The sequence below is a fragment of the Prescottella soli genome, assembly GCF_040024445.1.
In the GTDB taxonomy this organism is placed as follows: Bacteria; Actinomycetota; Actinomycetes; order Mycobacteriales; family Mycobacteriaceae; genus Prescottella; species Prescottella soli.
Genome location: NZ_CP157276.1, coordinates 4,521,217 through 4,533,799 on the forward strand (window position 1 = coordinate 4,521,217; position 12,583 = coordinate 4,533,799).

Below are 12,583 nucleotides of genomic sequence, written 5' to 3' on the forward strand. Positions count from 1 at the left end.
GTCAGTGCCCCGCAAACATGTTGTAGAAGATGCGACCGGCGCCCGGGATCATGACCACGAACCAGATCGCAATGATGATCCAGAGCATGAGGCGCTGGTACTGCGGGCCCTTCGACCAGAAGTCCACCAGCATCACGCGCACGCCGTTGAGTGCGTGGTACAGCACCATGGCCACGAGTGCGAGTTCCATGAGTCCGACGACCGGGTTCTTGTAGGTCTCGATGACCCGGTCGTAGGTGTCCGGGTTGACGCGCACGAGCGCGGTGTCCAGGACATGGACGAAAAGGAAGAAGAATGTTGCGACGCCGGTGATCCGGTGTAGAACCCAGGACCACATGCCGGGGTCGCCCCGGTAAAGCGACCGGGTGCGCTCCTTCGCGGGAGCGGCTTCAGTCGTGCTGCTCATCGAGTGCTGTGCCTCCAACGTCTTTGGTGGGCGCGTCGAGCCTGCACAGCTTTTCGGATATACCGCAGCTCGGGCTCGACGAGAACCTAAACCGACTTCTGTGAACTCTAAACCCAACCGAATCCGGGAACTAATTCCCTCTGTGGTTCGTACGGGACCGAAAATGCTTGTTAGGTTTGCCTTCCCATATGGGAAACGTGTCGGGGAGTCGATCCTCTGCATCAATTCAGGACGCGTGGTTGGATCGGGACCTATGACCCTGGTCGACTGGAAGTTGTTGCGCGACAATGCTCGTCGGGCAACTGAGCGGGCCTATGCCCCGTACTCCGGGTACCCCGTGGGGGCTGCGGCACTCACAGCTGATGGTCATATCGTGTCCGGATGCAATGTGGAAAATGTCTCATACGGTCTCAGCTTGTGCGCCGAGTGCGTACTCGTCGGTAACTTCGTTTCCGGTGGTGGTGGCCGATTGGCAGCGTTCACCTGCTGTGACGGAAGTGGCGAGATCCTGATGCCGTGCGGACGGTGCCGACAGCTACTTCTCGAACACGGAGGCGCCGATCTGCTCGTCGACACGCGCTCCGGGGTGCGGGCCCTGGGGGAGTTGTTGCCCGACGCGTTCGGACCCGACGAGGCCGCGGGACTACGACGGGGTCCCGCCGGACGCTGACACGGGTCGGTACACCTGATCGTCGTCCGGGATTCCGACACCCGGAACCCGCGTGACACGCATTCGACGGATGGCGCGGCTACCGTCGACCCATGACAGCGCCGTTGGATCTCGAGTACCTCCGCCGGGCACCGAAGGTTCTGCTGCACGACCACCTCGACGGGGGACTGCGCCCGGCTACCGTCGCGGAAATGGCCGCCCAGTGCGGGTACACCGGACTGCCCGCCGACACCCCGGACGAGCTGGCGCGGTGGTTCCGCGACGCCGCGGACAGCGGATCGCTCGAGCGGTACCTGGAGACGTTCGCGCACACCGTCGCGGTGATGCAGAACCCGGCCGGTCTGCGGCGGGTGGCTCGCGAGTGCGCCGAGGACCTCGCGGCCGACGGTGTCGTCTATGCCGAGGTGCGCTTCGCCCCGGAGCAGCATCTCGAGGCGGGCCTCGATCTCGACGAAGTGGTCGATCACGTCCTCGAAGGGTTCCGGGAGGGTGAGGCCGCAGCACGCGAGGCCGGGCACGAGATCCGCATCGGCTGCCTGCTCACCGCGATGCGCCACGCCGCGCGGTCCCGGGAGATCGCCGAACTCGCCGTCCGGTTCCGCGATCGCGGGGTGGTCGGATTCGACATCGCCGGCGCCGAGGCCGGATATCCGCCGAGTCGCCACCTCGACGCGTTCGAGTACATGCGGAACTGCAACGCGCATTTCACGATCCACGCCGGCGAGGCGTTCGGACTGCCGTCGATCCACGAGGCCATCGCGTTCTGCGGTACCGATCGGCTGGGGCACGGGGTCCGCATCACCGACGACATCACCGTCGGCCCGGACGGCGACGTCACGCTGGGCCTGCTTGCGAACTACGTGCGGGACAAGCGTATTCCGCTCGAGCTGTGCCCCAGCTCGAATGTGCAGACCGGCGCGGTCGCGAACCTCGAGGAGCATCCGTTCGACCTCCTCGCCCGCCAGCGGTTCCGGGTCACCGTCAACACCGACAACCGCCTGATGAGCGACACCACGATGAGCCGCGAGATGCTGGCGCTCGTCAACACCTTCGGGTACGGCTGGAGCGACCTCGAGCGCTTCACCATCAATGCGATGAAGTCGGCGTTCATCCCGTTCGACCAGCGGCTCGCGCTGATCGACGACGTCATCAAGCCCGGCTACGCGGTCCTGATCGGCTGACCTATTCGGGTCGCAGCCGTGCCTCGAACTCGGCCTCGAGCGCCCGCCACGTATCGGCCTCCGCCTGGAAGGGCGGATTCGGCGTCATCCGGCCGGGGGTGGGCTCGATGATGTACGAGACGTACCAGCCGAGGGGAGTCGACGACGCCAGGGCGGCGTCGGTGGCGTCGTCCCTCGCGAAGTCCGCTGCATCGGTGAACAATTCGACGGCCAATTCCAGCTGGTCGGCGTCGACGGCGTCGGGTCCCTCGGCGAGGTCGTCGGCCAGTCCGGGCAGGACGTAGACGTTCTCGTCGGTGACCTCGACGTCGAGCGAGCCGTCGACGGCCGCGTTCTGCACCTGCTCGTACGTGCTGACCCGGGCCAGGTCGTGGTCGTGGTTGTCGGCGAGGTAGCGGGCGAGTGCGCGTTCGGAGCCGAAGACCGAGATCCTGCCGCCGCGCCCGAGGAACACAGCGTGCTCGTCGAGGTAGCAGCGCAGCGAGTAATAGGTGGTCTCCGACGTGATGATCTTGATCGGGTCGATCCCGACGCCGGTCCAGAAGGTCTCCTCCTGGTCCGCCTCCTCTTCGTGCTCCTCGTCGGTGTCGAACTCCTCGTAGTCCTCGTCGGCCTCGGCGTCGTCGTCGGCGTCGACGACGTTCTCCTCGGCTGCGAGGATCTCGGCCTCGGCGACGGAGAGGGACTCCGCGTCGACGTCGGGCGTCGCGACGATCGAGTCGACGGCGTCGATGACGGCGTCCCAGTCCTCGGCGACCGCGGTGCCGATGCGGTCCCACAGGGCCTCACCGTCGCGGCCGACGAACTGGCCCACACCGCCGCGCAGGTAGGCGATCTCGGGGTGGTTCGCGAAGAACTTCACCACCGGTTCGAGATCGCAGACCTCGCCGATGTTGCGCACCATGTCGAGTGTGCTCTCGAGCTCCGTGAGGGTGAGCGCCTCCGGGTCGCCGGCGGCGAGCTCGGGGACACCGACCAGGTCGAAGGTGAAGTTCTCCTCCGGCTCGAGTTCCGGCGCGGCCAGCTTGGAGACGACGGGCCAGGCCGGATGGTCGACCAGGTCGTTGTCGTTGTTGGTGCGAATGAACGCTGCGAGCGCGGCGACCGAGGCGAACCCGTACAGGTCCTCCTCGTGGCCGAGGAACGCCTCCCACTCGTCGTCGCCTTCGCGCCAACGCGGGGCCCACAGCGTGACGAGGTCGCCTCGCGTCAGACCGAGTTCGATCGGGACGATGTCTCCAGCCATGGCCGGAAGCCTAGCCACGTCGGGGCCAAAGTTATAGCCGGACACCGATCAGCTCACGCCGTATGTGTCGAACAACGCGCCCGTGATCCGATTCCGTTCGGCGGCGGCGGCCGCCGCGGCCCGGTGCGCGGTCTCGGTGATCGTCCGTGCCAGTACGCGGGCATCGAGATCGTGGAGCGAATCGCTGAGCCACAGCCCGATCGGACTGCCGTTGCCGTCGACTTCCACGCGCACGCGCCCGTCGTCGCTCACGGCCTCCGCCCGGATGGCATGCAGCGAGCCCAGCGCGTCGTCGAGCAGATTCAGTTGCGCCGTCGCGCGCGCCACGAGCGCATCCATCTCGCCCGCGCTCATACAACACGCATCCAGCTCGTCGGCGCCTCGAGGTTCTCGTCGGCGGCCTGCTCGGCGGTCGCGACGTCGTCGCGGGTCGGCAGCCCGAGCCGGTCGAGCACGTCGCGGTGCACGCCCTCGCGGGCGAGTTCGTCGCGACGGCGGGCGCCGGCTTCCCGGCCCGCCTCCCGGCACAGCCGGAGGATTTCCTGGGCCAGGTGGTCGCCGCCGTAACGCAGCTCGCTGCGGTCGATGCGGATGTCGACCGGGAGACCGGTCTCGGTGGTGCGGACCGCGACGGTGCGGGCCCGGTTGATCGCCGACGCCACGGTGGTGGGCGGCGGGAACGGTTCGGTCGTCATGATTCTCCGATCACTCGGTGGGGCGGTAGAAGCCGTAGAAGCCCATGCCGCTGTTGGTGGTTCGAACGGCGCTGACGCTGACGGGATCCCCGGCCTCGACCATCTGGCCGTTGCCGATCACCATCGCGACGTGTCCGTCCCACACGGCGAGGTCGCCGGGCATGAGGTTCTCCTGGTCGACCGGCGTGCCGATGTTCTGCTCCTGCGCGAGGCGCGGCAGGTCCACTCCGGCTTCGCTGTACGCCCACTGCGTCAACCCGCTGCAGTCCAGGCCCTGGCCCGGGGTGGTGCCGCCCCACTCGTACGGCACACCCTGCTGCGTGAGTGCGCTGCGAACGGCGTCGGCGGCCTCCACGTTGGGCGCGACGGCGGTGCTGCCGTCGGGCAGCACGATCTCGACTCCGCTGCCGCCGAAACGTGGATCGTACGAGCTCGAGCCGGCGGCGCTCCCGGCCTCGACCGCCGCCGGACTCGAACCGGAGTCGTACGACGCCGTGCGGGCGGACGATGCTCCGCCGAACGACGACGTCGTCGACCCGGTGGAGGAGCCGGTGAACGCCGATACGAAGCGGCTCGCGGCGTCGGCCTGCGGTGTGACCGGACCCGGCACGGCGGCGGCCGCGGTGGTGGGAGCGGGCGCGCTCACCGACGCGGCGACGGTGCGGGCGTCGGTGGGGACGGGATCCGGTGCGGTGAGCTCGACCATCTTCGCGGTGTGGACGGCCAGCTCGCCGCGCACCCTCTCGACGACGGCGAGGGCCCGGCCGAGGTGCTCGACCGCGGCGCTGATCAGCATCGTCACCCCGGCGGGCGTCCCCAGGACGGGGAGCGCGGAGGACGCGATCGACAGGAAGGAATGCAGGATTTCCTGCAGTTCGGCCGTCCCGGCCCGCACGGTCTCCGATGCGGCCTCGACGACGACCGCTATCTCCCGGCCACGGTCGGACAGCTCCACCGACGCGGTCTGGGTCGCCTCCGCCTTGCCGATGGCGGCATCGGCGGCGACACCGGTCCACACCCCGCCCAGGTCGCTGATCCCGATCCGGCCGATCGCGTGCACGGCGTCGATCGCGTCGGATGCCGCGCGCATGGCGTCCGCAGGTGATCCGCCGGGCAGGGCGCCGGTGCCGAAGGCCCCGAGCAGGTCCACGACCGGGCGGGCGAGCACGTCGATCACGACACCACCCCGGTGGCGCCCAGCGCGGCGGTGGTGCCCGCGTCGGTGGCGTCGTACGCCGCCGCGGTGGTGAGCGCGGCATCGCTCATCGACGCCCACGCCGACGCGAGCCGATCGAGCTGCGCCGCGTGTGCCGCCTGCGCGCCGCCGAAGGCCGCCAGAAAGTCGCCGCCGATCAGTCCGAATACCGGGCCGAGCAGCGCCGGTCCTGCCGCTGCGGCCCCCACCCCGGCCGCTTCGGCTTGCGTGGCGAGCGTCGCAGCGGTGGTGCCGAACGCCGCGATTCCTGCCGTGGTCGCCGAGAATTCAGTCATCGCATCCCCCATCGAAACTGTTCGTCGCAGTGTTCGACGCAGCGGACCCCGATTCGGTTCCATCCGGATTCGGGCCGGTTCCGGGGGCGGGGTCCGTCCAACTATCCTTTGCAGTCATGGAAACGCAGGTGGTCGACCATCCTCTGGCAGCAGCACTCCTGACGAGGATGCGGGACGAGCGCAGCGACAACGCCACGTTCCGGTCCGCGCTGCGGCAGCTCACCCAGATGCTGATCTACGAGGCCATCCGCGACGCGCCGACCGCAGAGTTCGAGGTCAAGACGCCGGTCGCCGTCACGACGGGCGTCCGTCTGGCGCAGCCGCCGTTGCTGGTCCCGGTCCTGCGGGCCGGCCTCGGCATGATCGAGCAGGCCAGCTCGCTGATCCCGCAGTCGCAGGTCGGCTTCGTCGGCATGGCCCGCGACGAGGACACGCACCAGCCGGTGCCGTACCTCGAGTCGCTGCCGGCCGACCTGTCCGGCATCCCGGTGTACGTGCTCGACCCGATGCTCGCGACCGGCGGTTCGATGGTCCACACGATCGAACTTCTCGTCGCCCGTGGCGCCACCGACATCACGGCGGTGTGCGTCGTCGCCGCTCCGCAGGGGGTCGAGGCGCTCGCGAGCTCCGGTCTCCCGGTGCGCCTGATCACGGCGACGATCGACGAGGGTCTCGACGAGAACGCCTTCATCGTCCCGGGTCTCGGCGACGCGGGCGACCGCCAGTTCGGACCGCGCTAGCTCGGTCAGCGCGTCGCGTTCTGCAGGACCCGGCCGGTGACTGCGTCGACGTCGACGGCGCGCTGCGCTCCGGTGGCGTCGATCACGTCGGCCTCCCACACGAACATGCCGCCCTTCTCCACGACGAGCTGCAGGTCGGTGATCCGGCCGTCCGGGACCTCCGCGAGGACGATGCCTGTGGCGGCGGTGTAGTCGAGGTCTGCTTCTTCGCTACCCGTGTGTCGTTCCCCGTCGGCCGTCGGTCCTGCGATGATGCTGTCGCCGTCGGGGGAGACGCCGACGGTGATCGTGGCGCCGTCGGCGTCGACGAGATAGACCACCCAACTACCGTCGCTGTTCTCCTCGAGGGAGACCAGCGAGCTGCCTGGAACCGCCGCGATTGCGGTGCGGCCGGCGTGTTCGAAGACCTTCGCGTTCCAGCCCGGCGCCATGGACGGCGCCGACGCTGCCGACTGCGCAGGCGAGGCACCCGGCGCGGACGTTGCGGCCGCGGCGGCGTTCGCGGAGGTGCTCGCCGCCGAGGCGCTCGTGGAGGTGGTCGTCGTGGCGCTGCTTCCGCCGTCGCTGCTGCAGCCGGCCAGGGCGATGAGCGCGACGCCGACGACAGCCGCCGTCCGCACCCGGGATGTAGGACTGTCGCGGAAAATCCTCATATCGCCGAAACCTCCCGAATCGCCGCTCTCCGATGCCTCGAACGTTGTATCAGGGTTCGGGATCGGGCAGCGGGACCTCCGCGGTGCGCCGGACGGCTACGCGCCCAGGCCCTCCAGGCACCGTCGGACCAGCCCGGCGAGTTCGATCGCGGCGGCGCGGGCGGCCGTGACATCGGCGGACGGGACCGGTTCGACCACCTCGAAGTAGGCCTTGAGCTTCGGCTCGGTGCCCGAAGGCCGGACCGTCACCTGCAGTCCCGGTCCGGTGAACACGACCGCGTCGGTGCGCAGCGGGCCCCGGACTGCGGCGAGGTCGGTTGCCTCGACCTCGATTCCGGCGATCTCGGCCGGTGAGTGGGCGCGCAGTTGGTCCATCGTGCGAGAGATCTCGTCGAGGTCGACGAACCGTCGGGACACCTGGCCGGTGATGTGGACCCCGAACTCCACCGCGAGGTCGTCGAGCGCGTCCTGAAGCGTCCGCCCGGCGCCCGCGAGATCGGCCACGAGGTCGGCGACCAGGACGGCGGCCGAGATGCCGTCCTTGTCGCGCACGACGTCCGGGTCGACGCAGTGCCCGACGGCCTCCTCGTACGCGTACACGAGCCCGGCGCCGGCGCGGACCAACCACTTGAATCCGGTGAGCGTGCGGGCGGACCGCCGACCGCGGGCGTCGGCGATGCGGCCCAGCAGCGTCGACGACACGATCGTCGTCGCGACCAGGGCGTCCCCGGGTGCGTGCGCGAGGATCCGGTCGCCGAGCAGTGCGCCGGTCTCGTCGCCGGTGAGCATCCGCCAGCCGCCCGGGCCGGGAACGCCGACGGCGCAGCGGTCCGCGTCCGGGTCGAGCGCGATCGCGACGTCGGCGCCGACGCATTCGGCGAGGGCCAGCACCTGGTCGGTCGCCCCGGGCTCTTCGGGGTTCGGGAAGGTGACCGTCGGGAAGTTCGGGTCGGGATCGAATTGCGTTGCCACGGTGTGGACGTCGGTGAAGCCTGCGGCGCGCAGCGCGGCCGTCGCGACGGCGCCGCCGACGCCGTGCAGGGGAGTGAGGGCGATCCGGACGTCACGCCGGGTGCCGTACGGCAGCGTCGCGACCCGGTCCAGGTAGGCCGTCACCAGCGCGTCGTCGGCCGGGGTGACGGGGCTGCGCCGGATCCGCCCCGCCCGCGCGATCGCGTCCTCGATCTCGCGGTCGGCCGGCGCCGCGAGCGGCGCGCCGCCGTGCACGTACACCTTGTAGCCGTTGTCGGCGGGCGGGTTGTGCGACGCGGTGATCTGGACCCCGGCGACCGCGCCGAGTCGGCGCACCGCGAACGCGACGACGGGGGTGGGCAGCGGCCGCGGCAGCAGCACGACGTCGAAGCCGTCCGCCGCCAGCACCTCGGCGGCGGCGCGGGCGAACTCCTCCGAACCGTGCCGGGCATCGCGGCCCACGACCACGACACCCCCGCCGAGGCACTTGTCGCGCAGCCACGCCGCGAGCCCGGCGGTGGTTCGTTCGACGACGCCGATGTTCATGCAGTCGGGCCCGTCGCCGACGGGTCCACGCAGACCGGCGGTGCCGAAGCGGAGGGTCACAACCGGGCCAGCAGGTTGCGCAGCAACCCGCCCATGCGGGCGGCGGACGCCTGTCCCGCGGCGAGGACCTCTGCGTGGTCGAGGGGTGCGCCGGTGATGCCGGCCGCGAGGTTCGTCACCAGCGAGATGCCGAGCACGTCGGCGCCGAGCGCGCGGGCCGCGATGGTCTCGTGCACCGTCGACATCCCGACCAGGTCGGCGCCGAGGGTGCGCAGCATGCGGATCTCGGCGGGCGTCTCGTAGTGCGGGCCGGGAAGACCGGCGTACACGCCCTCGGCGAGCGACGGGTCGATCATCCGGGCCAGTTCGCGCAGTCGCGGGCTGTAGGCGTCGACCAGGTCGACGAACTGCGCGCCGACGAGCGGGGAGCGCGCGGTGAGGTTGAGATGATCGCTGATGAGGACGGGCTGGCCGACGCTCATGCCGTCCCGGATGCCGCCGGCCGCGTTGGTGAGGATCACGGTCTGCGCCCCGGCCGCGATCGCGGTCCGCACCGGGTGCACCACCCGTGCCAGGTCGTGGCCCTCGTACGCGTGCGCCCGACCGAGCAGCACCAGCACGGCGGCGTCGCCCACCCGCACCGATCGCACGGTCCCGGCGTGGCCCACCGCGGAGGGGGTCGCGAAGCCGGGCAGGTCGGCCATCGGCACGACCGTGGCCGGCTCGCCGAGCGCGTCGGCGGCGGCCTGCCAGCCGGACCCGAGGACGACGGCCGCGGAGTGTTTCGGGATTCCGGTGCGGTCGGCGAGGACGTCGGCGGCCTGCTGCTCGAGTGTGCCCATGAACCGACAGAGTAGTGCCGCCACACGATGTTACTCACGGGTAGTATCGCGGCCATGCCATACCTGAATCGTCAAGGCGACGTCTTCGTCCTGTACCTCGGCAACGAGGGTGAGACGGACAACGAGAATCGGTTCCACCCCGACTGGATCGACGCGACGCACGCGTTGCTCGACGAGGTCGAGGCGCACGAGGGACCCGCGGCCCTGGTCACGACCGCGACCGGGAAGTTCTACACCAACGGCCTCGACACCGACTGGCTCTTCGGCAACCTCGACAAGCTCACCGGCTACCTGGACCGGGTCCACACGATCTACACGCGCCTGCTGACGTTCCCGATGGCGACGATCGCGGCCGTGCAGGGGCACGCGTTCGGCGCCGGCGCGATGCTGGCGAGCGCGCACGACTTCCGCGTGATGCGCAGCGACCGCGGCTACTACTGCCTGCCCGAGGTCAACCTGAACATGCCGTTCACGCTGGGCATGTCCGCGCTCCTCACGTCCCGGCTGCCGCGCCAAGCGGCCGTCGAGGCGATGACGACGGGTCGTCGCTACGGCGGCGGCGATGCGCTCGCGGCCGGGATCGTCGACGACGCCGTCGAGGGCGAGTTGGTGCTCGACTCGGCCGTGGCCCGCGCGTCGGCACTGGTCTCGACCCACGGCGCGAACCTGTCGGGCATCAAGCGGGGTATCCACCGCGACACGCTCGACGCGCTGGGCACCACGACCGACGAGAGCAACTTCAAGTTCGGTTGACCGGGACCGGGCCCGCGGGAGTGAGAGACTGGGGAATGTGAGGTCAGGATCCCCGGCGGCATCTCCGTCGGCTTCGGTGTCGGATGTCGTGTCGGCGGCGCGATCCGATCTGATTGCGCTGTCGCACGCCGTCCACGCCCACGCGGAACTCGCGTTCGACGAGCATCGCAGCGCCGCCGACGTGGTCGAGGTGCTGCGCGGACACGGTTTCGAGGTGCAGGCCGGCGTCGCGGATCTGCCCACGGCGTTCGACGCCCGGTTCGGCAGCGGCGAACTCGTCGTCGGAATCCTCGCCGAGTACGACGCGCTGCCCGAGATCGGGCATGCCTGCGGGCACAACATCATTGCCGCGTCCGCGGTCGGTGCCGGGCTCGCACTCGCTCCGTTGGCGGACGCGCTGGGGATCACCGTCCGGGTCATCGGCACCCCCGCGGAGGAGACCGGTGGCGGCAAGGTCCTGATGCTCGAGCGCGGCGTCTTCGACGACGTGGCAACTGCATTGATGGTGCATCCGGGGCCGTTCGACATCGTGGGCGCGACGTCCCTCGCGCTCGCGGACATCGCGATCACGTTCACCGGTCGGGAGGCGCACGCCTCGGCGGCACCGGAGTTCGGGCGCAACGCCGCCGACGCGGTCACCGTCGCGCAGGTGGGGCTGGCCCTGCTGCGTCAGCATCTCGCGCCCGGGCAGCAGTTGCACGGCATCGTCAGCGACGGCGGGACGGCGCCGAACATCATCCCGGCCCGCGCCGAGATGCTGTACTACCTGCGCGCGCACACCGCCGAGTCGCTCGACGAACTGGCCGCCCGCGCGGAGGCGTGCTTCGCGGCGGGTGCGCTGGCGACCGGTTGCACGCACGACGTACGCACGGTGTCGCCGCCCTACACGGAGTTGCGCCCGGATCCGTGGCTCGTCGACGTGTTCCGGGAGGAGATCGTCGACCTCGGCCGCACGCCGCTGCCGGTGGAGCTGGAAACGTCTCGCCCGCTGGGGAGCACGGACATGGGCAACGTGACGCACGTCGTCCCCGGCATCCACCCGGTGGTCGGTCTCGATTCCGGCGGGGCGGTGACCCACCAACCGGAGTTCGCCGCCGCGGCGATCACGGAGTCCGCCGACCAGGCCGTGATCGACGGCGCGACGGCCTTGGCGCGCACCGCGATTCGCGCCGCCCTCGATCCCGATCAGAGGGCACGGTTGCTGGAGGGGGTGGTGCGTCGGTGAACGAGGGCATCGAGAAGTGGCTCGCCGAGAACGCGATGGAGCTGTCGCGGTGGCGTCGACACTTCCACGCGAATCCGGAACTGGCCCGGCACGAATTCTCGACTACGGCGTTCGTCGCCAGTCACCTGTCGGCGGCCGGCATGTCGCCGCTGCTGTTGCCGGGCGGGACGGGCGTCGTGTGCGACATCGGTCCCGGTGGCATGCGGATCGGTCTGCGCGGCGACATGGACGCGCTGCCGATGCAGGAGGCGACCGGCGTGCCCTACGCGTCGACGGTGCCCGGTGTCGCGCACGCGTGCGGCCACGACGCCCACACCGCGATCCTTCTCGGCGCCGCTCTCGCATTGAACTCGTTGCCGCAGTTGCCGATCGGTGTGCGATTCATCTTCCAGCCCGCCGAGGAGGTGATGCCGGGCGGTGCCATCGACGTCGTCTCCGCGGGTGGGATGCAGGGGGTGTCGCGAATCTTCGCGCTGCACTGCGACCCGCGCCTCGAGGCGGGACGGGTCGGGGTGCGGGTGGGGGCGATCACGTCGGCCGCGGACACCGTCGAGCTCGTGCTCGACTCGCCGGGCGGGCACACGTCCAGGCCGCACCTGACGACCGATCTGGTGTACGCGATCGGAACCGTCATCACCGGGCTGCCCGGAATGCTCAGCCGCCGCATCGACCCGCGCAGCGGCACGGTGATGGTGTGGGGCGCGGTGAGCGCGGGGCAAGCGCCCAACGCGATCCCGCGCAGCGGCATCCTCACCGGTACCGTCCGCACCGGCGACCACGACACCTGGGCGCTGCTCGAGCCGACCGTCCGCGAGATCGTGCACGGACTGCTCGCGCCGACGGGCGTGCGCTACGAACTCAACTACCGCCGCGGTGTGCCGCCCGTCGTCAACGACGAGGTGTCCGCGCGGATGCTCGAGGACGCGGTCCGGGCGATCGGTCCGGACGCGCTCGCGGACACCCCGCAGTCCGGCGGTGGCGAGGACTTCTCGTGGTACCTCGAGGAGGCGCCGGGCGCGATGGCGCGGCTGGGCGTGTGGTCCGGGCACGGACCGCAGCTGGACATCCACCAGCCGACGTTCGACCTGGACGAGCGGGCCCTCACGACGGGTGTCCGGGTGCTGACCAATCTGGTGTTGCAGTCCTGAGTGGCCGGCGGGTCG

General features: G+C 70.4%; 15 protein-coding genes. 6 read left to right on the top strand and 9 right to left on the bottom strand.

The features are described from left to right. Position 1 precedes the first annotated feature (1 nt). Positions 2-406 (bottom strand): succinate dehydrogenase, cytochrome b556 subunit, encoded by a 405-nt coding sequence (gene sdhC / locus ABI214_RS20965; protein ID WP_348604385.1) that lies wholly within the window; start codon positions 404-406, stop codon positions 2-4. Positions 407-659: 253 nt separating this feature from the next. Here sdhC and ABI214_RS20970 point away from each other — a divergent pair, with 253 nt between their 5' ends. Together ABI214_RS20970 and ABI214_RS20975 are read left to right on the top strand one after the other, a co-directional pair. Continuing rightward, positions 660-1,076, top strand: a complete 417-nt coding sequence (locus ABI214_RS20970; protein WP_348604386.1) for a cytidine deaminase — start codon at positions 660-662, stop codon at positions 1,074-1,076. Between the two features lie 92 nt (positions 1,077-1,168). Continuing rightward, positions 1,169-2,257: an adenosine deaminase gene (locus ABI214_RS20975; protein ID WP_348604387.1), complete on the top strand. Its 1,089-nt coding sequence runs from the start codon at positions 1,169-1,171 to the stop codon at positions 2,255-2,257. A 1-nt stretch (position 2,258) separates the two neighbouring features. Here the strand turns inward: ABI214_RS20975 and ABI214_RS20980 are convergent, their stop codons facing one another. Genes ABI214_RS20980 through ABI214_RS21000 form a run of 5 tightly spaced genes read right to left on the bottom strand, consistent with a single transcriptional unit; the run spans position 2,259 to position 5,689 of the window. Continuing rightward, positions 2,259-3,503 carry a primosomal protein gene (locus ABI214_RS20980; RefSeq protein WP_348604388.1) on the bottom strand — a complete coding sequence of 415 codons (1,245 nt, stop codon included), beginning with the start codon at positions 3,501-3,503 and terminating at the stop codon, positions 2,259-2,261. 48 nt (positions 3,504-3,551) lie between these two features. After that, complete coding sequence (locus ABI214_RS20985) at positions 3,552-3,857, bottom strand: YbaB/EbfC family nucleoid-associated protein (protein ID WP_348604389.1); 306 nt, start codon at positions 3,855-3,857, stop codon at positions 3,552-3,554. Then, complete coding sequence (locus tag ABI214_RS20990) at positions 3,854-4,198, bottom strand: hypothetical protein (protein WP_348604390.1); 345 nt, start codon at positions 4,196-4,198, stop codon at positions 3,854-3,856. Before ABI214_RS20990 ends, ABI214_RS20985 begins: the two co-directional genes overlap by 4 nt. A 10-nt stretch (positions 4,199-4,208) precedes the next feature. Further along, positions 4,209-5,375, bottom strand: a complete 1,167-nt coding sequence (locus ABI214_RS20995; protein WP_348604391.1) for a C40 family peptidase — start codon at positions 5,373-5,375, stop codon at positions 4,209-4,211. Beyond that, on the bottom strand, positions 5,372-5,689 hold the full coding sequence (locus ABI214_RS21000) for a type VII secretion target (RefSeq protein WP_348604392.1): 318 nt from the start codon (positions 5,687-5,689) through the stop codon (positions 5,372-5,374). Before ABI214_RS21000 ends, ABI214_RS20995 begins: the two co-directional genes overlap by 4 nt. A gap of 116 nt (positions 5,690-5,805) precedes the next feature. On the opposite strand from ABI214_RS21000, the gene upp reads away from it, so the two are divergent. Further along, positions 5,806-6,429 carry a uracil phosphoribosyltransferase gene (upp, locus tag ABI214_RS21005; protein ID WP_348604393.1) on the top strand — a complete coding sequence of 208 codons (624 nt, stop codon included), beginning with the start codon at positions 5,806-5,808 and terminating at the stop codon, positions 6,427-6,429. A 5-nt stretch (positions 6,430-6,434) separates the two neighbouring features. On the opposite strand, the gene ABI214_RS21010 is transcribed toward upp, so the two are convergent. The 3 genes from ABI214_RS21010 to ABI214_RS21020 all read right to left on the bottom strand — a co-directional run bounded on the left by ABI214_RS21010 (position 6,435) and on the right by ABI214_RS21020 (position 9,442). After that, on the bottom strand, positions 6,435-7,082 hold the full coding sequence (locus ABI214_RS21010; protein ID WP_348604394.1) for a PepSY domain-containing protein: 648 nt from the start codon (positions 7,080-7,082) through the stop codon (positions 6,435-6,437). 96 nt (positions 7,083-7,178) lie between these two features. Then, complete coding sequence (locus tag ABI214_RS21015; RefSeq protein ID WP_348604395.1) at positions 7,179-8,660, bottom strand: phospho-sugar mutase; 1,482 nt, start codon at positions 8,658-8,660, stop codon at positions 7,179-7,181. Then, the gene (locus ABI214_RS21020; protein ID WP_348604396.1) at positions 8,657-9,442 is read right to left on the bottom strand and encodes a purine-nucleoside phosphorylase; all 786 of its coding nucleotides are present in this window, start codon (positions 9,440-9,442) and stop codon (positions 8,657-8,659) included. The genes ABI214_RS21015 and ABI214_RS21020 overlap by 4 nt, the downstream gene beginning before the upstream one ends. Positions 9,443-9,496: 54 nt before the next feature. Between ABI214_RS21020 and ABI214_RS21025 the strand changes: the two genes are divergently transcribed. The 3 genes from ABI214_RS21025 to ABI214_RS21035 all read left to right on the top strand — a co-directional run bounded on the left by ABI214_RS21025 (position 9,497) and on the right by ABI214_RS21035 (position 12,568). Beyond that, complete coding sequence (locus tag ABI214_RS21025; protein ID WP_348604397.1) at positions 9,497-10,195, top strand: enoyl-CoA hydratase/isomerase family protein; 699 nt, start codon at positions 9,497-9,499, stop codon at positions 10,193-10,195. A gap of 88 nt (positions 10,196-10,283) precedes the next feature. Next, on the top strand, positions 10,284-11,420 hold the full coding sequence (locus ABI214_RS21030; RefSeq protein WP_348611851.1) for a M20 family metallopeptidase: 1,137 nt from the start codon (positions 10,284-10,286) through the stop codon (positions 11,418-11,420). Next, a complete protein-coding gene (locus ABI214_RS21035) occupies positions 11,417-12,568 on the top strand; it encodes a M20 family metallopeptidase (RefSeq protein WP_348604398.1) in 1,152 nt (383 codons plus the stop codon). Before ABI214_RS21030 ends, ABI214_RS21035 begins: the two co-directional genes overlap by 4 nt. The last annotated feature ends 15 nt before the right edge of the window (positions 12,569-12,583 follow it).

Coding starts and splice junctions, on each gene's coding strand:
- sdhC (WP_348604385.1), bottom strand. CDS start 406: ATGAGCAGCACGACTGAAGCCGCTCCCGCGAAGGAGCGCACCCGGTCG.
- ABI214_RS20970 (WP_348604386.1), top strand. CDS start 660: ATGACCCTGGTCGACTGGAAGTTGTTGCGCGACAATGCTCGTCGGGCA.
- ABI214_RS20975 (WP_348604387.1), top strand. CDS start 1,169: ATGACAGCGCCGTTGGATCTCGAGTACCTCCGCCGGGCACCGAAGGTT.
- ABI214_RS20980 (WP_348604388.1), bottom strand. CDS start 3,503: ATGGCTGGAGACATCGTCCCGATCGAACTCGGTCTGACGCGAGGCGAC.
- ABI214_RS20985 (WP_348604389.1), bottom strand. CDS start 3,857: ATGAGCGCGGGCGAGATGGATGCGCTCGTGGCGCGCGCGACGGCGCAA.
- ABI214_RS20990 (WP_348604390.1), bottom strand. CDS start 4,198: ATGACGACCGAACCGTTCCCGCCGCCCACCACCGTGGCGTCGGCGATC.
- ABI214_RS21000 (WP_348604392.1), bottom strand. CDS start 5,689: ATGACTGAATTCTCGGCGACCACGGCAGGAATCGCGGCGTTCGGCACC.
- upp (WP_348604393.1), top strand. CDS start 5,806: ATGGAAACGCAGGTGGTCGACCATCCTCTGGCAGCAGCACTCCTGACG.
- ABI214_RS21010 (WP_348604394.1), bottom strand. CDS start 7,082: ATGAGGATTTTCCGCGACAGTCCTACATCCCGGGTGCGGACGGCGGCT.
- ABI214_RS21020 (WP_348604396.1), bottom strand. CDS start 9,442: ATGGGCACACTCGAGCAGCAGGCCGCCGACGTCCTCGCCGACCGCACC.
- ABI214_RS21025 (WP_348604397.1), top strand. CDS start 9,497: ATGCCATACCTGAATCGTCAAGGCGACGTCTTCGTCCTGTACCTCGGC.